This is a genomic window from Halospeciosus flavus (assembly GCF_029814175.1).
In the GTDB taxonomy this organism is placed as follows: domain Archaea; phylum Halobacteriota; class Halobacteria; order Halobacteriales; family Halobacteriaceae; genus Halospeciosus; species Halospeciosus flavus.
Map to the genome: position 1 here is coordinate 324,894 of NZ_CP122312.1, position 19,322 is coordinate 344,215.

15 protein-coding genes and 1 pseudogene are annotated in these 19,322 nt (G+C 69.9%); 2 read left to right on the forward strand and 14 right to left on the reverse strand.

What is annotated here, in order from left to right; translation table 11 throughout:
• Positions 1 to 35: 35 nt before the first annotated feature.
• On the forward strand, positions 36 to 1,301 hold the full coding sequence (locus P0Y33_RS01595) for a UDP-glucose dehydrogenase family protein (protein WP_279530065.1): 1,266 nt from the start codon (positions 36 to 38) through the stop codon (positions 1,299 to 1,301).
• A 61-nt stretch (positions 1,302 to 1,362) separates the two neighbouring features.
• Complete coding sequence (gene aglF, locus P0Y33_RS01600) at positions 1,363 to 2,127, forward strand: UTP--glucose-1-phosphate uridylyltransferase AglF (RefSeq protein ID WP_279528831.1); 765 nt, start codon at positions 1,363 to 1,365, stop codon at positions 2,125 to 2,127.
• 28 nt (positions 2,128 to 2,155) lie between these two features.
• Here the strand turns inward: aglF and P0Y33_RS01605 are convergent, their stop codons facing one another.
• The 14 genes and pseudogenes from P0Y33_RS01605 to P0Y33_RS01670 form a co-directional block, all read right to left on the reverse strand.
• Complete coding sequence (locus P0Y33_RS01605) at positions 2,156 to 3,058, reverse strand: DMT family transporter (RefSeq protein WP_279530066.1); 903 nt, start codon at positions 3,056 to 3,058, stop codon at positions 2,156 to 2,158.
• A 121-nt stretch (positions 3,059 to 3,179) separates the two neighbouring features.
• A complete protein-coding gene (locus P0Y33_RS01610) occupies positions 3,180 to 4,280 on the reverse strand; it encodes a glycosyltransferase family 4 protein (protein ID WP_279528832.1) in 1,101 nt (366 codons plus the stop codon).
• The gene (locus tag P0Y33_RS01615) at positions 4,277 to 6,235 is read right to left on the reverse strand and encodes a hypothetical protein (protein ID WP_279528833.1); all 1,959 of its coding nucleotides are present in this window, start codon (positions 6,233 to 6,235) and stop codon (positions 4,277 to 4,279) included. Before P0Y33_RS01615 ends, P0Y33_RS01610 begins: the two co-directional genes overlap by 4 nt.
• A complete protein-coding gene (locus P0Y33_RS01620) occupies positions 6,232 to 7,413 on the reverse strand; it encodes a glycoside hydrolase family protein (RefSeq protein WP_279528834.1) in 1,182 nt (393 codons plus the stop codon). Before P0Y33_RS01620 ends, P0Y33_RS01615 begins: the two co-directional genes overlap by 4 nt.
• Positions 7,413 to 8,945, reverse strand: coding sequence for an alkaline phosphatase family protein (locus P0Y33_RS01625; protein WP_279528835.1), 1,533 nt, complete (start codon positions 8,943 to 8,945; stop codon positions 7,413 to 7,415). The genes P0Y33_RS01620 and P0Y33_RS01625 overlap by 1 nt, the downstream gene beginning before the upstream one ends.
• A complete protein-coding gene (locus tag P0Y33_RS01630; RefSeq protein WP_279528836.1) occupies positions 8,942 to 9,946 on the reverse strand; it encodes a GNAT family N-acetyltransferase in 1,005 nt (334 codons plus the stop codon). The genes P0Y33_RS01625 and P0Y33_RS01630 overlap by 4 nt, the downstream gene beginning before the upstream one ends.
• A gap of 426 nt (positions 9,947 to 10,372) precedes the next feature.
• Positions 10,373 to 11,713 (reverse strand): outer membrane protein assembly factor BamB family protein, encoded by a 1,341-nt coding sequence (locus P0Y33_RS01635; protein ID WP_279528837.1) that lies wholly within the window; start codon positions 11,711 to 11,713, stop codon positions 10,373 to 10,375.
• 280 nt (positions 11,714 to 11,993) lie between these two features.
• Complete coding sequence (locus P0Y33_RS01640) at positions 11,994 to 12,914, reverse strand: polysaccharide deacetylase family protein (protein ID WP_279528838.1); 921 nt, start codon at positions 12,912 to 12,914, stop codon at positions 11,994 to 11,996.
• A complete protein-coding gene (wecB, locus tag P0Y33_RS01645; RefSeq protein ID WP_279528839.1) occupies positions 12,904 to 13,971 on the reverse strand; it encodes a non-hydrolyzing UDP-N-acetylglucosamine 2-epimerase in 1,068 nt (355 codons plus the stop codon). The genes P0Y33_RS01640 and wecB overlap by 11 nt, the downstream gene beginning before the upstream one ends.
• Positions 13,968 to 15,005, reverse strand: coding sequence for a glycosyltransferase family 2 protein (locus P0Y33_RS01650; protein WP_279528840.1), 1,038 nt, complete (start codon positions 15,003 to 15,005; stop codon positions 13,968 to 13,970). The genes wecB and P0Y33_RS01650 overlap by 4 nt, the downstream gene beginning before the upstream one ends.
• Positions 15,005 to 16,410, reverse strand: a pseudogene (locus P0Y33_RS01655) (nucleotide sugar dehydrogenase). The gene P0Y33_RS01650 and the pseudogene P0Y33_RS01655 overlap by 1 nt, the downstream one beginning before the upstream one ends.
• Positions 16,407 to 17,393 (reverse strand): Gfo/Idh/MocA family protein, encoded by a 987-nt coding sequence (locus tag P0Y33_RS01660; protein WP_279528841.1) that lies wholly within the window; start codon positions 17,391 to 17,393, stop codon positions 16,407 to 16,409. Before P0Y33_RS01660 ends, P0Y33_RS01655 begins: the two are co-directional and overlap by 4 nt.
• Entirely contained in the window at positions 17,390 to 18,547 is a 1,158-nt protein-coding gene (locus P0Y33_RS01665) for a DegT/DnrJ/EryC1/StrS family aminotransferase (protein ID WP_279528842.1), read from the reverse strand. The genes P0Y33_RS01660 and P0Y33_RS01665 overlap by 4 nt, the downstream gene beginning before the upstream one ends.
• Positions 18,544 to 19,134: a DapH/DapD/GlmU-related protein gene (locus P0Y33_RS01670; RefSeq protein WP_279528843.1), complete on the reverse strand. Its 591-nt coding sequence runs from the start codon at positions 19,132 to 19,134 to the stop codon at positions 18,544 to 18,546. The genes P0Y33_RS01665 and P0Y33_RS01670 overlap by 4 nt, the downstream gene beginning before the upstream one ends.
• Positions 19,135 to 19,322: the final 188 nt, after the last annotated feature.

Below are 19,322 nucleotides of genomic sequence, written 5' to 3' on the forward strand. Positions count from 1 at the left end.
ACAGCGGCAAGCGCTCGCCGTCCGGTACTCCGACGATGCACGTTTGCGTCGTCGGCAGCGGCTACGTCGGCACCACGCTCGTAGCGGCGCTCGCGGACGCCGGCCACCGGGTGACGGCCATCGACACCGACCCGGCCGTCGTCGAGACGGTCGAGGCGGGCGACTCGCCCGTCGAGGAACCCGGCGTCCCGGCGCTGCTCGCCGAGCACGGCGGAGAGACACTCCGCGCGACGACCGAGTTCGACGTCGTTCGCGACGCCGACGTGGTCTTCCTGACGGTCCCGACGCCGACTGACGAGGACGGCCGACTGGATACCTCGTACGTCGAAGCCGCGGCCGAGTCGGTCGGCGACGCTCTCGACACCCGGAGCGGTACACGGCCGCTCGTCGTCGTCAAGTCGACGGTTCTCCCCGGAACGACCGAGGAGCGAATCGACCCACGGACGGGACCGGCCGACGTCGCCGTCAACCCCGAGTTCCTCCGGGAGGGGAGCGCACTCGCGGACCTCCGACGCCCCGACAAACTCGTCTTCGGGGCGACGAACGACAGCGCGTTCGAGACGCTCGCCGACGTCTACGACCCCGTCGTCGCGAACGACCCGCCGGAGGTCCGGACGGGCACGCGGGAAGCCGCGACGATGAAGTACGCCAACAACGCCTTCCTCGCCGCGAAGGTCAGCCTGATCAACGACCTCGGGAACGTCTGCAAGGAGTTCGACGTCGACACCTACGAGGTGGCCGCGGCGCTCGGACACGACGACCGCATCGCCGAGCGGTTCCTCGACAGCGGTCTCGGGTGGGGCGGCAGTTGCTTCCCGAAGGACGTCTCGGCGCTCGTCGCCGCGGCCGAGGCACACGGCTACGACGCCCCACTCCTCTCGGCCGCCCAGGAAGTGAACGACCGCCAGCCCAAACGACTGCTCTCGCTCCTCGACGACCACGTCGACGTCGAGGGGACGCGCGTCGCACTCCTCGGCCTGGCGTTCAAGCCGGGAACCGACGACGTCCGGAACTCGCGAGCCATTCCGCTCGTCGAAGGGCTACGCGAGCGCGGTGCGACGGTTGTCGCCTACGACCCGGTCGCCGCCGAGTCGATGGCCGAGCGGTTCCCCGACCTGACGTACGCTTCCTCCGCTGGGACCGCCCTCGACGGCGCGAGCGCGGCGGTCGTCGCGACGGACTGGGACGAGTTCGCCGCCCTCGACGACGAGTTCGACGCGATGGCCGAGCCAGTGGTGGTCGATGGCCGCCACGTCGTCGAGCGCCGCGAAGGGATCACGTACGAGGGGCTGACGTGGTGACGCGCGGACGAACGGCGTTATCGCGCGTATAACAAACCCGTCGCTCCGACAACGTCGAGACATGAAAGCCGTCGTCCTCGCTGCGGGGGAGGGAACGCGACTCAGGCCACTGACGGCCGACCAGCCGAAGGCGATGGTCGACGTCGACGGACAGCCGTTGCTCGCGCACTGTCTCGACCGACTCGCCGACCTCGGCGTCGAGGAGTTCGTTATTGTCGTCGGCTACCTGGCACAGGACATCGTCGACGCTTTCGGTGACGCGTACCGCGGCATCCCCATCACCTACACCCACCAGGAGGAGCAACTCGGTCTCGCCCACGCCCTCCTCACGACCGAGGCGCACGTCGAGGACGACTTCGTGCTCATGCTCGGCGACAACGTCTTCGACGCGAACCTCCGGACGCCGGTCCGCCGTCAACGAGAGAAGCGCGTCGACGCGGCGTTCCTCGTCGAGGAGGTCCCCCGCGAGGAGGCCTCACGTTACGGCGTCTGTGCGACCAACCAGTACGGCGAAATCGTCGAGGTGGTCGAGAAACCCGACGACCCGCCGTCGAACCTCGTGATGACCGGTTTCTACACCTTCTCGCCCGCCATCTTCGACGCCTGCCGGAACGTCGAGCCATCGGACCGCGGCGAGTACGAACTCAGTGACGCGATCAACCGCCTGATGGCGTCGGGGTCGACCATCGACGCCGTCCCCCTCGACGGGTGGCGAGTGGACGTCGGCTACCCGAGCGACCGCGAGGAAGCCGAACGACGGCTCCGCGAGTCCAGTTCGGACCTCGAATCACGAGCAGAGGCCGGTATCGACGGCTCACGACGGTAGCGCACGGTCCCGACGTGGAGCCGACGGCTCACGTCGCCCGCGCGCGCGTCGTGACGAAGATTCCCACCAGCACGACGGCGCCGCCGAGAACCGTCACGACTTCCGGAACCTCCCCGAGCAACACGAGCGCGAGAATCGTGCTTCCGACGGGTTCGCCGAGCAACGAGACGCTCACGACGCTCGACTCAACGTACTTCAGCGCCCAGTTGATGACCGTGTGCCCGAACATCCCCGGGAGCAGGGCCATCGCGAGGAAGAGGCCCCACTCGGTCTCGGAGTAGCCGAGGAGCGGTGCACCGCTCCCGACGGCGATGGCGCCGAGGGCGGCAGTACACACGGCGTAGACGACGAACGTGTAGGCGAACAGCGAGAGTCGCTGGCGGAGCGACCGACCCGAGAGGGTGTAGACGGCGCCGACGACCGCCCCGACGAGCGCGAGGGCGTTCCCGTAGAGTTGGGCGGAACTCCCCGCGAACGCGGTGGTGAGCGCCGCGACGATGTCGCCGCCACCGAGCAACGGGTCGACGACTATCGGGCCGATCGACATACAGAACGCGCCCACGAGCGCGACGGCCATCCCGCCGACCATGCGCGGCGTGAGTCGCTCGTCGAGGAGGACCGCCGCGCCTGCACCGACGAATATCGGCTGTGTGGTGATGAGCGTCACCGACGCCGCCACCGAGGTCCACTCCAGACTCTCGAAGAAACTCGCGAAGTGGACGGCGAGCGCCAACCCCGAGACCACGGCGAAGCCGAGGTCGCGCCCCGAAATCGCCCGCAGGTCGTCGACGTCGCGGAGTGCGAACGGCGCGATCGCCGCCGTCATGAACAGCACCCGGTAGAACGCTTTCACGACGCTCGGCGCCCCGCTCCACCGGACGAGGATCGCGCTCGTACTGACGGCCGCAATCGCGACGGCGACGCCGAGCATCGGATCGACCCGCTCTTCGAGTGCCGCGGTCCACCGGTTCACACCGGCGATGGTCGCCGGGCTATCTTAAAGGGGACGGAGGCAGTTCGACTGCCGGGACCACCGCCGACGCCGAGTGCACCTAAGCCGACGAGCGACCGACCTCGTGGTAGAGGTCGACGAGCCGGTCACCGACCGTCTCCCAGTCGTAACGTGTCTCGACGCGGCGTCGGCTCTCTGCACCGAGTTCTCGTGTTCGGTCGGGTGACTCGACCAGCGCGCCGAGCGCCGCGGCGAGTTCGTCGGCGTCGCCCGGCGTGACGCGCGCCCCGTTCTCGTCGTCGACGACGCTCGGAATCGCGCCGACGGGCGTCGAGACGACGGCGTTCCCGCCGGCCATCGCCTCCAAGACGGCGATGGGGAGGCCCTCCGCGGCCGTCGGGAGGGCGTACACCGAGGCGTCGGACAGGAGTTCGCGTTTGCGTGCATCGGAGACGTAGCCGTGGTACTCGACTGCTGCGTGGCGGTCGGCGAGCGCTTCGGCCCGGTGTGCCCGCGGTCCCGACCCGGCGACGTCGACGCGGAACGGCGGGTCGTCCCGACGGCCGTCGGTGGCCGCCTCCTCGAGGAGCGTGTCGACGGCGTCGACGAACGCGTCGATGCCCTTCCGCTCGACGTGGTTCGAGACGAACGCGAGTCGTGGCGGGTCGGCGCCGGGGTCGGAGCGGTACGCGTCCGCGTCGACCGCGTTCGGGAGGACGACGACTCGTTCCTCGGGTACCCGCTGGCCCACCACGTCCGCCCAGTGGGGCGAGAGGACGACCACTCGCTCGCAGACGCCGAAGACGGCGCGCTGGAACACGCGCAACGGCAGGGGTGCCTCCGCGACGAAGGTGTCGAACGACGAGCCGTGGACGTGGAGGACGACCGGCGTGTCGCGGACGTGCGCCGCGTAGAGGACGTAGGGCGCCGACTGGTAGAACGACCGACGGTGGGAGGTGTGGACGTGGGCGAGGTCGACGTCGTCACGTGTACGGAGCGGGAACAGGAGCACGTCCAGGAACGCGGCGAGGAGTGCGGCGAAGAACTGACGGCGGTCCCCCGAACCGGTGTCGACGGCCACGTCGTAGACGGTGAAGTCGACGCGGTCGCCGAGGTGTTCGCGCTGGGCGTCGATGTAGCGGGCGATACCGCCGCTGTCGGGTCCCGCCGGTCCGACGAGTCGGACGCGACGGTCGCTCACGACGCGTTCACCCGCCGTTCGGGGTCGTAGTCGACGCGGTCGCTCGCGACGAGGACTGACGACGGTTGCTCGACGTAGTAGACGCGGACGCCGCCGTTCGAGTACACGCGGCTGACGGCCGGTCGACCGCTGATGGAGTCGAGGCGCGCCTCGGAGATCTGGAGGCCCCGGTAGGCGACGACCTCGCGTTCGTAGTCCGCCTCCGTGACCGCGAGGTAGTAGAACGAGCGGGTGAAGTAGTCGCCCTGGGTGTAGGTCGTGAGGCGGCCCGCGAGGTCCGAGGCGCCGATTCCCCAGGAGAGCCGTGGGTCGAGGCGCTCGTGGAGCGCGTCGCTGAACCGACCCGGGCCGCTGGAGATGCCCGCGACGCCCGCGCCCTCGATTCGGTGGTCGAAGACGGTGTCGTAGCCCGTCATCTGCGCGTCGGTCACGTGCTGGCTCGGTTGGTAGAGGTACGGTGAGGGGAACACCGAGACGAGCGAGACGACGAGGACGGCGGCGGCGAGGACGACGCCGACGGCCCGGAGCGTGCCGCGCGCGCCGGTACGGACCCGTCCGGTGTCGAGGGTGGCGACCCGCGTCTCGACGCGACGCGAGAGTCGGACGAGGGCGGCGGTTCCCACGACCGTCGCGAGGACCATCGCGAAGCCGAGGTGTCGGAAGAAGTACGTCGAGAGTTCGCCGACGAGGTGCGCGGCGAAGAACACCGAGAGGACGGCCCCCGACACGCCGAGGTACAGGACCGTCTCGCCGCGGTCGGGTCCCCCTCCAGTGAACGGCACGTACGACCACGCGCGGACGCCGACGAGGGCGGCCGCGAGGAGGCTGTAGACCACGCCGACGAGGAACAGTTTGACGAACAGGGCGAGGAGACTCAGGCCGTACTGCTGTGCGGAGTTTGCCTGGTGTTGGACGACGCCGCCGGCCGCAGAGCCGAACAGGAGCGACGCGAGCAGGTCGGTGAGTCGCCGGAGCACCTCGAACGCCGCGTCGAACTGGAGGATCCACACGGTGAAGACGAGCGACAGGACGGCGAACTGGGCGTACACCCGGCGGGTCTCGGCGGGTGAGTCGAGGAACCGCGACTCGACGACCTGTGTCGCGGCGACGACGCCCACGAGGAGGACGACGTTCAACGCCACCTGCGGGTGGAGGAGGACGACGCCCACGCCGACGAGCGGGAGCGCGACGCTCGTCGCAGAGAGGGACCCTGGGAGCGTCTCGTCCTCGTAGCGGCGAGTGAGGTGAGCGAGGAGCAAGAAGAGGAAGAACGGGAAGAAGAGCGTCGTCATCGAGTACGGGTGGAAGTGGAGGTACGTGCTGATGGTGTTGATCGGGAGGAGGAGGAACGCCGAGACGCCACCGACCGCCAGCGCGCGACGGTCGTCGGCGAGCAGGTGAGCACACAGCGGGACGAACAGCACGAAGACGAGCGCCGAGAACCACACCACGAACAGCATCGCGCGGTCCAGCGGGAGTCCGCCGAGGGTCGCGAGGGCGACCGCGACCGTGTGCGCGGCCGGGTAGAGCAACTCGAAGGGGTTCAGTGCCCCCGACGCGAGGCCCTTCACCCACCCGAGGTGGGTGAGAGAGTCGTAGCGGCCGTGGAAGCGGTAACTCCGGAGGAGCGGGAGTGCCGCGAAGGCGGCGACCGCGAGGCTGCCGAGGAACAGCGACGCCCGCCGCTCGAACGCCGCCGACGCGACGGCCGTCCCCACGACGGCGACGCCGAGTGCGGTCGAGACGCCGACCCAGAACGCGAGCGGCGTGGCCGCGTACATCGACACCTCGTACCCGCTGGCGGGCGTGCGGTGGGCGACGGCGACGCCGGCCGCGAGCGCGAGGAAGCCGACGACGACCGCGACCGCGACGCCGCGCGCTCGGACCGCCTCGGCCGTCGTCGCGTCCGTGGTCGCGCCCGCTCCGCGCTCCGTCTCGTCGCTGGTCGGTGTCACCACGAGCGTTCACCCGCGTGCCACGGCGCGTCTCGCCCTCTGTCGGCGGCGAAGAGACAGTGCTCGGAGAGGGCGTAGGCCATCCACGCCTGACACCAGCGCATGAACGTGATTCGTTTCGTGTAGAGACGGCGCTTCTCGTGGTAGAAGCGGCCCTCGCCGTCCGAGAGGTGTCGTTCGGCCCACCGGAGGACTTCCTCGGCGCGGTCGGGTTCGTCGAGCGCGGTGAAGACGAGTCCGCCCTGCGCCGAGGCGTGGACGTCGCGGGGGTAGGCGCTCTCTTCGTCTTGGTCGGGGGCGCCGCTCGGCGTGAACAGTCCCCGGTAGAACGCGACGGCGTCGTCGATGACGTCGGCGTAGCGCGCCGGGTCGCAGACGGCGCCGTACCGGAGGAAGGCCTCGACGACGAAGCCGTTGTGGAAGTTGTCCATCGAGAGGTGGGAGGCGCTCGGCGGGTCGCGGTAGTACCACCCGCCGGCCGTCGTCTGCGTCGACGCCACGTAGTCGAGAATCTGCGTCGCGGCCCGGCGCAGGCGCTCCTCGCCGGTCGCCGCGTAGAGGTCGACCAGCAGGCGCGCGCCGAGGGCGTTCGCGTTCACCGTGTAGTGCTCGCCGCTGTCGGTCGGCTTGTAGTCGATGCGCGCACCCTCGTCGTGCGGTTCGTAGTCGAGGTCTTCGAGGACGAAGCCGGCGGCCGTCCGCGCCCGGTCGAGGTAGTCGGGGTCGCAGTGCGCGTCGGCCGCGAGCAGTGCCTTCACCGCGTACGAGGTGCCGACGACGCCCGGCGTGTTCGGGTCGGTTCGCCCGTCGAGTCCCTGGAGCGGGTGTTTGTGTCCGCCACAGAAGCCGCTGTAGCCGACGCTCCGGTTCTCGACCAGCCAGTCCGCGAGGTCGCGGGCTTCCCGCCGAAAGCGCTCCTCGCCGGTGAGTTCGTAGGCGTTCAGGTTCGCGAGCGTGAACAGCGCGATGCCCATGAAGTTGCGCCGCTGCTCGACCAGCAGGAGTGGCCGAATGTTCACGGGAGCGCGTCGGACGACCTGCTGGAAACCGAGGTTGAGCCACTTGCTCTCGACCGGGAGCGCCTGGAGGAACCGACTGCTCTCGCCGTCGTAGAGGTCCCACCCGCGGTAGTCTCGCTCGCGCGCGTAGGTCAGGGTGTCGCGGAGAGTTCCGAGCATCACGCGAGGTAGCCGAGGTCTTCGAGTCGGTCTTCGAGTTCGTCGCGCTCTCCGGTATCGCCGAGTCGGTCGCCGGCCGGCGGGAGCGGGTCGCGCTCGCCCGGGTCGGGGAGGGCGGTGAACGGGGCCGCGATGGCCTCGCCGTCGACGTCGCGTGGAACCGCACAGTCCATGTAGCGGAGGGCGGTCGGCGCGACGTCGACCAGCGAGCGCTCGCCGGCGTCGACCGGTTCGACGTCCGGCCCGTGGAGGAGGTAGACGCCCGCGGGGTCGTTGCCGGAGGTCCACCCGGTCACCTGTCGCTCGACGACCGAGGGGGTGACCCCCCCGTAGAGTTCCCACCCGTCGTTCGGGAAGAGTAGGAGGTCCGGCGCCTCGTCGAGGTGGTCGCCCGCGTAGACGTCTTCTGCGGGCCGGACATCTCGCAGGGGAGATTCGCCGTCGACGCGGAGGGTCGCGAGTTCGTCCCGGAGGTCGGTGCGGACCGCCTCGTAGTCGTCGCCGAGGCGCTCGCGGTTGAGGTAGACCGGCCCCTGACTGAGTGCGACGGCGTCCGAGCGCTCCCAGTCGACGCGGTCGGCGAGTTCGATGGTCGGGACCGGGTAGCCCGAGTCGACGAGGCGGTCGGCAACCGAGTCGGGGAGGAGGCGCCGAGCGACGCCAGCCGCCGTCTCGGGCGAGACCGGACTCCGTTTGAGCAGGCGGTAGGCGGCCGCGGTGGCGCCGTCGCCGGTCCGCTCTTCGAGGTGGAGGTACCCCTCGTCGAGTAGGTAGCGGTTGACGACGAACGTCTGCTCGACCGTCGAGTGGCCGTGGTCGGAGTACGCGAGCACCGTCAGGTCGTCCGGGAGCCGACCCAGGTAGTCGTCGACGAGTTGCCACGCGCGCTCGGTCTCCTCGCCGTCGCCGAAGTAGTGCTGGAGGACGTTCAGGTAGAACACCGTGAGGTGGACGTAGTCGTATTCTTCGTCGCTTTCCAGGAGGTCGAGGAGGAGGTCGAGTCGGGAGCGAATCAGGTCGAGGGCGGCCTCCGAGCCACCGGGAGCGGTGACGTCGTCGATACCGACCTGCCAGTCGTACTCCTCGCGGATGCGCGATTCGGCCTCCGGCGGGTGGGTGAGCGGGTCGTCCATCGACACCTCGAAGGGGGCACCGAAGCCGGAGACGAGGAGGCCGTCGGTCGGCGTCGGCGGGTAGGTCATCGGGACGTTGACGACGGCCGAGCGGTGGCCCTCGTCGGCGAGGTAGTCCCAGACGTCGGCCGTGTCGAACGAGCGGGCATCGGGGGCGGTGATCTCGCCACTCTCGCGGTCGAGACCGAGCCACCAGTAGACGCCGAGTTTGCCGGGGTTCTTCCCCGACGTCGAGCACCGCCACGCGGGGCAGGTGACGGGTGGCGTGACGGAGGTGAGCGTCCCCGTCGCGCCCTCCTCGACCATCGCCGAGAGGTTGGGGAGGAGTCCGTCGTCCATCATCCGTTCGAGCGTCGGCCACGCCGCACCGTCGAGTCCGAGTGTGAGGAGTCGTGTCATCGGAATTTTCGATAGAGGTCGGTCGCGACGTTCATCGCGGCCGACCCGCGCTGGAGTTCGTAGTACGTCTCGACCGTCGGGTTGTACTTCGCCTTGTAGCGACAGACGCGGCGGGTGTTCGCACCGGTGAGGTCACACCGCGAGAGACCGTCGTCGGCCGCGTCGCTGATGACCGCCCAGTTGAGCAGGTCGTTCACCGGCGCGTCGACGTCCCGTTCGGGCTTGGGCGACCCCTGCCAGAAGCGGAGGGTGTCGTCGAATCGGAACTGGAGGCGGCCACTGACTCGCTCGCCGTCGACGCGGGCGACCTTGGCGTGGGCCTGTCCGTCCGGGAGGGAGTCGAAGACGTCGCGCACGTAGTCGTGGTCGAGGTGTAGCCCGCCGTCGTCGGACGCGTAGCGGTCGTTCACCCGGTCGACGACGTAGTCGAGGTCGGCGCCGTCGGCCGGGACCACCTCGCAGTCGGCGTCGCCGGTGACGGAGGTCCGGGCGTCCCGCGAGACCCGGTCGAGGAGGGCGTCGGACCCACCCGAGATGTCGAGTTCGTAGGTGTACTTCGGCGTCGCCTCGAAGTCGTTCCACTGGAACGGCCGGACGTCGCCGTAGTCGCTACTCGTGACGAGGTGGACGAGCGAGGGGTCGACTTCGTCGTCGATCCAGTCGAGACAGCCCTCGACGAACCGCTGGTCGAGGCGCTCGCGCTTGCGCTGCTTGCGGCCGCCGGGGAGGAGCGCGGGGCCGAGGTGTGGGACGCCGAGTTCGGGCGGCGGCGAGGCGACGGCCGTCACCGGCCCCTTCCGGAGTTCGAAGACCGGGAAGAGACCGACCGGCTGTTCGCCCTTGAAGCCCGCGAGCGGGTGGAGCGTCCCGTCGGTGTGGCGCGCGACGGTCTGGAGGAACTCCCACCGGTGGAACACGGTCCCGTGTGGGGACCGCCCGAGCGCCCGGTTCCAGCGCTCGTCGGCGTCGTCGCCGTCGAGGACGCGGACGTCGACGCTCATCCGCGGCCACCCGCGGGCCGGCGGGGAGGCATCTGGACGCGATGGTTCATCTCTGATTCGTACCCGGACCCCTCGGAGGTTTGTTATGGAGGTAGTAACGGCGCCGCGCCCGGCAGACACGACGGTCGCTCCGTCGGCGAGGTGTCGAGACAGACGACGGTCTGGTCGGTGACGGACTCGATTCGACGGCGAGGAAGTGGAGTCGATCCGATGGCGGTGAAGGCGCTCCCCCCAGAGGCCTCCAGCGCACCTCTCACTACACGGTACTGGGGGATACAACTCACTACTAGCAAGATAGCCGTGGGGAACCCGGTTGGTTATCAATATAGGTCGGTGGGAGGTCTCTCCTATTCAGTATTCGTCGGGCACGTCTGCACGTCGTCGACCCACCGTCGTCCACTTACGAGAGTGAGGTGAAACAGCCAGTCAGGACAGGTCGTATCGTCGAACGACGGTCTCGCGCTCCGCCGGTGAGTGGATAGCGTACGCGTGGTTCTCGGTGAGGGCGAGCGAATCGACAGGAGGTGTCTCCAGACGCCATCGTCCCGAACCGGCCACGGGAACGCGTTCGAGACCGCCGTCGCTCCAGCCGAGGAGTGCGGACGATTCACCGCCGACGAACGCTCGGATGTACCCCTCCCCCGACCGGTCGTCGAGACGCACTGTTCGACGAATCTCGCCTGACGCGGTGTCTACCGAGGTCACCACGCGAACGCCGTCGGTCACGAGCAGGTGGTCGGAGAAGACCGCGGCGTTCGCCTCGTTTTCGTGTGTGGTTCCGAGCGACTGTTGCCACACGCGGTCCCCGTCGCTCGGGTCGACCGCCCGAACGACGCTGCCAGGGGTGTCCGACGGCACCTGTCCAACGGCGTAGACACGCGCCTCGTCGAGTAGCGGTCCCCGATTTGGGAGGAAGTGGTTTTCCCACCGTATGGCCGTCTTCCGTGGTATCTCGCGACTCCGGTCGAGGATGCTCTGCCACGGGTCCGCCGTCTGTCGGTACGCGGTGAGCGGGATGCTGTAGGGGTGACCGGCGACGAGAGAATCGTGACCGGCCCTGACGGCGTAGCGTATCGCCGGCACGGAGAGAGTCTGCGTCCACTGGAGCGTGCCTGCGCCGTCGAAACACGTGAGTCGGTTCCCGAACCGGTAGAGACGGTCGTTCGCGAGAACCGGCGGCGCCAGCGACGGACGGTGTCCGATTCTCGCCGTTCGCTCGCCACGCTGGCGGTCGACGCGGACGATTCCCTCGCCGAAGTTCACGAACGCGGCGTCTCCGGCGAGGCTCACCCACGGTACGCTCGGGTTGCCCCGATCCTGCTCCGAGGTCGTCGATGGCGAAGGCTCGCTGCTGGCCGATTTCCAGGTCGTCGGTTCCGGGACAGTCTCTGCACTCTCTGCCGGTTCGCTGGTGACCGACCACTCGGTGGTCCCTCCGGAACGAGCGAGCGCAGTGACCGTCTGTGGGTCGGTTTTCCGGCCGACGACGACCGTCTCCGGCGCGACAGTCAGGCTCGTCGCGCCTGGAACAGTCGTCTCCCAGGCCAGTCGTGGCGGGGTCGAGGAGATCGCCGCGTGTGGATTGCGGTTGCTGTTCTGGTTGTCGTGGCGGGGAGCGGGCCAAGTGTCGGGACCAGTCTGGAGGGACGGCGCGTCGACGAACTCCGTCAGCACTCCGGGGCGTGTCGCGTGATTCGCGGCGACGCCGGCGAGACCGAGGGATAGTCCACCGGTAATCGTCTTGAGTGCGTCTCGGCGTGAGACCATCAATTGATTCCGTACTGACACCTGTTAGTGGCAGACACATCAGTTGGTTGGCCGCACGTTCGCTTCGACGCCGGACGGTTTGGACATGTACGGAAGTGGTAGCGCCGGCCCACCGACGAAAGCGGGACTAGCACTGTGGAACTCGCATCCGCTCAGTTCTGTGATATGCGCTCGATAATTGAGATATAGGTTCCATTCGCGGGATATCGACCACGTTTCTGAGATATGCGCCCAACAACTGAGATATGGCCGACGTTGACGAGATATGGGTGTCGCGCTCTCACGCCGAATCCGTCGCCCGGCCCGCGCCGCCGAGGGGGCCGAGCGGTTGCTCCTCGAGGTACGCCCGGGGCGTGCCGACCCACGCCCCCATCTCCAGCGCGCGTTCGACGAGGTGACGGTAGAGTCTGCTGTAGCCGGGGAACTCGCGCTCGCTGAACAGTCGCGGGTGCCAGAGCGCGGTGAAGACGGCCCCCTCCCGCTCGGCCTCCCCGAGCAGGCGTTCGCAGGCCGCGATGGCGGCCGGGTACGAGTCGCCGGGGTCCGGGAACGCGATTTCCATCGCGGTCAGCGGGAACACCTGGAACCCCGACAGTGGCTCCTGCGTCCGGTAGCCGTAGGCGAAGCCGACGTCGTCGGTCAGGCCGAGGCTGGCGTCGTAGTCGAAGCCGAGACCGGCGTGGTGGCGCCACGTCGCGGGGTCGAGGCGGAGGTGGTGCTGGCGGATGCCCGACACCTCGTGGCCGAGGACCGACTCCAGCGCCCGTTTCTCGGCGGCGAGGCGTGTGGGGTCGTCGGGCGACCCGTACGAACCGTGGAGGCCCACCTCCCACCCGCCGTCGTCGAGGCGACGGATCACGTCTGCGATCTCGCCGGTCGTCGGGTCGTAGCGGCCGGCGTGCTCGATCCAGCGCCGGGGCGAGGCGAGCGATTCGGGCGCGTCGCGGAGGAGACTCGGTTCGTCGAGGAAGTAGAACGCCGAGCGAACGCCGAGGTCGGTTTCGAGGTCCAAGATGCGGTCGAACTGCCAGTAGGGGTCCGCGTCCCCGTTGGCGGCGAGCGTCCGGAGGTGGTAGCCCGCTCGCAAGGGGGACCCTCGACCGAGCGCCCCCAGCGCGCCCGAAATCGCCTGGTAGGTCTTGGTCGGCCGGTCGACGTCGTGGGTGAGACAGAGCGCGAAGGGGTACTCTTCACTCGACACGGTCGAGCGCCTCCGCGATGCGGCCTGCGGCGTCGCCGTCGCCGTAGAGTGAGGGTTTCTCGGGGCGTGGCCGCTCACCGTCGAGGGCGTCGACGATAGCCGCGGTGTCGGCGCCGACGAGGGTGTTCCACCTGGCGTCGACCGTCTCGACCCACTCCGTCTCCTCGCGGAGCGTGACACAGGGCGTGTCGAGGTAGAACGCCTCCTTCTGGACGCCGCCCGAGTCGGTGGCGACGGTCCGCGCCGCCGAGAGCAGGCGGAGGAAGTCGAGGTAGCCCAGCGGGTCGACCAGGTCGAGTTCGGCGGCCGCGCGCTCGGCGAGTCCGTACTCGTCGAGGGCGTTCTCGGTCCGCGGGTGGAGCGGGAGGACGACGGGGTCGTCGGTCGCGGCCAGGCCGTCGAGGACGCTCGCGAGGCGCTCAGGGTCGTCCGTGTTCGCCGCGCGGTGGACGGTCGCGAGGACGAACTCGTCGGGGTCGACGCCGTGGTCGTCGAGCGCGGTCGACCCGCCGAAATCGCGGTCGCGGGCCGCGAGGACGGCGTCGTACATCACGTCGCCCGTGACGAACACCTCGCCGGCGACGCCCTCGGCGCGGAGTTGGTCGGCCGCACCCTCGGCGGGGGCGTAGTTGTGGTCGGCCACGTGGTCGGTGAGCAGGCGGTTCACCTCCTCGGGCATCGAGCGGTCGCCGCTGCGGAGACCCGCCTCGACGTGGGCCAGGGCGGTGTCGCGTTTGCCGGCGACGAGCGCGGCCGCGAGCGTCGAGTTCGTGTCGCCGTAGACGAGGACGACGTCCGGGTCCTCGGCGTCGAGGACGTCGTCGAGACGGCGCATCACCGCCGCGGTCTGCTCGCCGTGGGGTGCGGAGCCGACGCCGAGGTTGTAGTCGGGTTCGGGGATGTCGAGTTCCTCGAAGAACACGTCCGACAGTTCCTCGTCGTAGTGCTGGCCGGTGTGGACCAGCACGCCCTCGTGGCGACGGCGGAGCGCCCGCGAGACGGGGAACGCCTTGACGAACTGCGGGCGCGCACCGACGACCGAGAGGACGCGCGTCACGGCTCCACCTCCAGGGGGTCGTTCTCGTGGACGTCGAGGACGACCGCCACCAGCAGGACGAACGCGCCGACGAGGAACGAGAGCGCCGCGAGGAGGCCACCGAGGAGGGCCCGACCGCCATCGAGCGGTCCGGCGGCCGCGACGAGGGAGAGTCCACCGACGAGCAGGCCCGCGACGCCCAACGGGTAGCAGAAGACGAGCGGGTGGAAGTCGAAGACGAGGTAGCGCAACAGCAGTCGCCGGCCGAAGTTCCGCGCGAGGAGCAGCGACAGCGAGGGGACGAAGGTGGAGTAGGCGATGTCGCTTCGCTCGTCGCCGTAGACGGCGGTGTGGGGGACGTTCGCGACGCGAGCGGACCGGACGTTCAGCGCCGTGAGCAGGTCGTTGAGGAAACCGTAGTCGTCGTAGAGGTCGTCCAGGTCGACCTGGTCGAGCGTCTCGGCGGCGATGGCGGTGTAGCCGTTCTGCGAGTCGGTCATCCGCCAGTAGCCGCTCGCGCCCTTCGTGAGCATCGTGAGCAGGCCGTTGCCGAACAGCCGCCAGGTCGACATCTCCGCGCAGGTCTGGCGCGACTGGAGGCGGTCGCCCTTGGCGTAGTCCGCCCGTCCGTCGACGATGGGGTCGAGCAGGCGGTCGAGCACGTCGGGGTCCATCTGGCCGTCGCCGTTCATCACCGCGACGATGTCACACCCGTCTTCGAGCGCCCGCCGGTAGCCGGTCTTCACGGCCGCGCCGACGCCGCGGTTCGTCTCGTGGCGGAGCGGGACGATACGCCCGTACCCGTCGGCGACCGGTGTCTCTCCACCTCCAGTCATCGAGTCGGCGGACGGTTCGGCCGGTACCGGGTCGGCCCCGTCGCGGTCGACCGGGCCGTCGACGCGGTCGCGGATCTCCCGCCACGTCCCGTCCCGCGAACCGTCGTCGACGGGGTAGACTCGGTCGACGTACGCGGGGACGGTGTCGACGACGTCGCCGACGAACCCCTCCTCGTTGTACGCCGGGACGACGACGCCGACGGTGTGCTCGCGGTACATCACTCCCACCCCCGCCCGAGCGTGTAGGTCGGGTGTGGCGTCCCGTCGTCGAGGGCGTCGCGCCCGTCGAAGACGACCGGGTCGTCGAACGCCGACCAGTCGAGCGACTCGAACTCGCGGTGGGGCGTGACGACGACGACCGCGTCGGGGTCCCGGGACGTCGCGTCCGCCGGCGGGACGACCGGTGCCGCGAACGTCTCGGCCTCGCGTTCGTCGGCGGCGACGAAGGGGTCGGTCGCGACGACGGCCGCCCCCGCCGCGTTCAGGGCGTCGACCAACGGACGGGCCGGTGTCGCGCGGGTCTCGGCGACGTCGGCGCGGTACGTCAGTCCGAGGACCAGCACCTCGGCCCCGTCGAGGGAGACCCCTCCTCGGCGAGGGCCTCACGGAGTCGCTCGGCGGTGTAGTCGGGCATCCCGTCGTTGACCGCTCGCGCGGTCGACAGCAGGGGAGTCTCCCCCTCGACGCGGTCCATCAGGAAGTGGGGGTACCACGGGATACAGTGGCCGCCGACGCCCGGTCCGGGGTCGTGGAGGTCGCAGTAGGGTTGGGTGTTCGCCGCCGCGATGGCCTCGCGGACGTCGATGCCGAGGTCCGCGGTCTGACTGGCGAGTTCGTTCGCCAGCGCGATGTTCACGTCGCGGTAGACACCTTCGAACACCTTCGACGCGGCCGCGGTGGCCGCGTCCGCGACCGGGTGGACTTCCGAGTCGACGAGCGTGTCGTAGACGAGGCGGGCGACTCGCGTCGACTCGTCGTCGGCCCCGCCGACCACGCGTGGGTGGGTTCCGCGGACGTCGTCGAGTGCGCGCCCGCTCGACACCCGTTCGGGACAGGCCGCGACCCCGAATTGCGTGGGGTTGAGACCGCTCTCGGCGGCGAGTCGCGGCCGGACGCGCTCGGCACAGGTCCCGGGAGGGACGGTACACTCGACGAAGACGGCGTCGCCGGGGTCGAGTCCGTCACCGATTGCCTCGGTGACGGCATCGAGGTGCGAGAGGTCCGGTTTCGGGTCCGTGTCGGAATCGGGTCCGCCGTCGGAATCGCCACCGTCGGCGAGTGGTGTCGGGACGACCACGACGTGCAGGGCGGCGGCCGAGGCGGCCTCGCTGGCGTCCGTCGTCGCCCGCAACCGCCCGCGAGCGACCTGTTCGGCCAGCGCCTCGTCGAGTCCGGGTTCGCGGGCGACCGGCGAGTCGCCGCCGTTCACCTGTGAGACGACCGACGGGTCGACGTCGACGCCGACGACGTTCCCCGTCCGCTCCGCGTAGACGGTGGCGACCGGCAGGCCGAGTTTGCCGAGACCGTACACCGCGACCGGGACCGACCCGTCGGTGAGCGCCGTCCGCTGGACGTCCTCCGGAGCGTCGCTCCCGTAGAGCGCCGCCGGCCGGTCGGCCGTCACTTCACCACCTCCGGGACTTCGGTCGACTCGGGCGTCCGCTCCGCCTGGCCCGCGATTCGCTGGGCCAACTGGACGGCGCGGAGGGCGTCCTGGCCACTCACACGCGGGTCTCCGGCCTCCTCGACAGTATCGACGAACGACGACAGTTCGCGTTTGAGTGGCTCGTCGGAGGCGATGAGCGGGCGTTCGGTGACACTCTCGTGGCGGTAGTGGACGTCGCCGTCGCTGGACTCGTACTCTGGCCGGGAGTGGCGGTGGGCCTGGAGCGTCTGGTCGGTGTAGTCCACCTCGAAGAGACGGTCGCGAGTCGTCACGTCGAGGGTCCGGACCTTCCGCTGGGTGACGCGACTGGCGGTCAGCGTGGCGACGAGACCGTCCTCGAAGGCGAGTTGTGCGGTGGCGTAGCCGCCGTCGGCCGTCCCCGAGGCCGACACGGAGGCGAGCGGGGCGTCGGCCAGCGCCAGCACCACGTCGATGTCGTGGATCATCAAATCGAGGACGACGCCGTCGCCGACGTCGCGGTCGAGCGGCGGGCCGAGTCGGTGGGCCTCGACGGCGAGTGGGCGTTCCCCGTCCAGCAGGTCGAACAGCGCGTCGATTGCCGGGTTGAACCGCTCGACGTGGCCAACCTGGACCGTCACGTTTCGCTCGTCGGCCGCCGCGAGGAGGTCCGCGCCGACCTCGGCGTCGGCGACGAACGGCTTCTCGACGAGGACGTCGACGCCGGCGTCGATGCACCGCCGAACGACGTCGGCGTGTGCGGGCGTCGGGACGGCGACCGAGACGGCGTCCGCACGGTCGAGGAGGGCCGACAGCGAGTGCACTTCGGTGCCGTACTCGCTGGCTACTTCTCGCGCGCGGTCGGTCGCTTCGTCGGTGACGCCCACGAGGTCGGCCCCGGGGAGCGACCCGTAGACCCGCGCGTGGTTGCGTCCCATCGACCCCACGCCGACGACGCCGACGGAGAGCGGACGGTCGCTCACGTGTCTCCCTCCGTTCGGGTCGCCAGTGTGGTCGGCCCCGAACCCGAGCACGACTGCCGGTCGGACTCCTCGGCGTAGTCGCGGACGGCGGCGACGACCCGGTCGAGGTCGGCCCGGTCGAGTGCGGGGTGGACCGGGAGCGAGACGACCTCGTTGGCGGCGCGTTCGGCGTGTGAGAGGTCGGCGTCGACGTCGACGCCGTCGTAGGCCGGTTCCTGGTGGATGGGCGTCGGGTAGTAGACCGCGGTGTCGACGCCGGCGTCGGCGAGTACCTCGCGGAACTGCGCGCGGTCGTCGGTGCGGACCGTGTACTGGTTGTAGACGTGCGTGCGCCCGGGGGGGTCGGTCGGCGTCGTGACCGGGAGGTCGGCGAGTGCGTCGGTCAGGTACCGAGCGTGGTCACGACGGGTCTCGGTGAAATCGGGGAGTCGGTCGAGTTGGACCCGGCCGATGGCGGCCGCGACGCTCGTCATCCGGAAGTTGTGTCCGAGCGTCTCGTGAGTGCCGTCGGCCGCCTGCCCGTGGTCGACGAACTGCCGAACGCGGTCGGCGGTCTCCGCATCGTCGGTGACGACCATCCCGCCCTCGCCGGCGGTCGCGTTCTTCGTCGGGTAGAAACTGAAACAGCCGACGTCGCCGAACGACCCGACGCGCTCGCCCTCGAAGGTGGCGCCGTGGGCCTGACAGGCGTCCTCGACCAGTGCGACGTCGTGTTCGTCGGCGAGGTCGCGGAGGCGGCCGACGTCCGCCGGGAGTCCGTACAGGTGGACCACGACGACGGCGTCGATGTCTCCACCCGACTCGCGCAGGCGGGCGGCGAGCGCGTCCGCGTCGAGTGCATAGGTCTCGGGGTCGACGTCGACGAATCCGACGTCGGCGCCGCAGTGTCGAACCGCGTTGGCGGTCGCGACGAACGAGAATGGCGTCGTGAGTACCCGGTCGCCCGACCCGATGCCGAGCGCGTGGAGCGCCGCGTGGAGCGCCGTCGTCCCGTTGGAGGTGGCGACGCCATGGGCGGTTCCACAGAAGTCCGCGAACTCGTCCTCGAAGCGCCGGACCTCCGGGCCGTCGGCGAGTTGTCCGTCGTCGACGACCGCCTCGACGCGCTCTTTCTCCGCCTGCCCGAGCACTGGGTCGGCGATGGGGACCGTCACAGGTCGTTCACCCCACGAAGCGCTTCCGGGAGCGGGCGGTGGTCCGCCGGCGCACCCACGGCAAGCGTCCGCTCGGGCACGTCCTCGGTGACGACCGAACCGGCCGCGACGAAGGCGCCCTCGCCGACGGTCACGTCCGGGAGGAGTGTCGCGTTCGCCCCGACGGAGACCCCGTCTTCGAGTGTCGGGCCGGCCAGGTCGACCGACTGCCGGACGGGGTAGGGGTCGTTCGTCAGGACCGCACCGGGACCGACGAACACGTCGTCGCCGAGCGTCGTCTCCCGCGGGAGGTAGACGTTCGTCTGGAGGCTGACCCGCGAGCCAATCTCGGTCGCGCCGTCGACGACCGTATTCGTCCCGACGAGGACGTCGTCGCCGAGCGTCGTCTCCTCGCGAACGAGAGCGTTGTGCCCGGTCGTGAAGCCGTCGCCCGCGGTGACGTCGCCGTAGACGACAGTCCCAGAGCGGACGACGGCGTGGTCGCCGAGTTCGGTCGGCGCGCCACCCCCACAGCAGAGTCGGGCGTCGGGCGCGACGGCGACGTCTTCGCCCAGTCGGGCCGTCGACTCGTGGTCGCCCCGGCTCATCGTTCCGTCTCCCGGCGTGTCGCCGTGTGGTCGACACGCTCCAGTTCCACCCACACCTCGTCCCACTGCGTCGGTCGCTGGCGCGGTGCGGTCGGTCTCGCACGCGCTCGCAGAGACGGCGTCATTGTCGAATGAGCGGAGTGGAACGGGCTTTGTTATAGAGCGAGTAAGCCCGTCTGCCCGCGGTC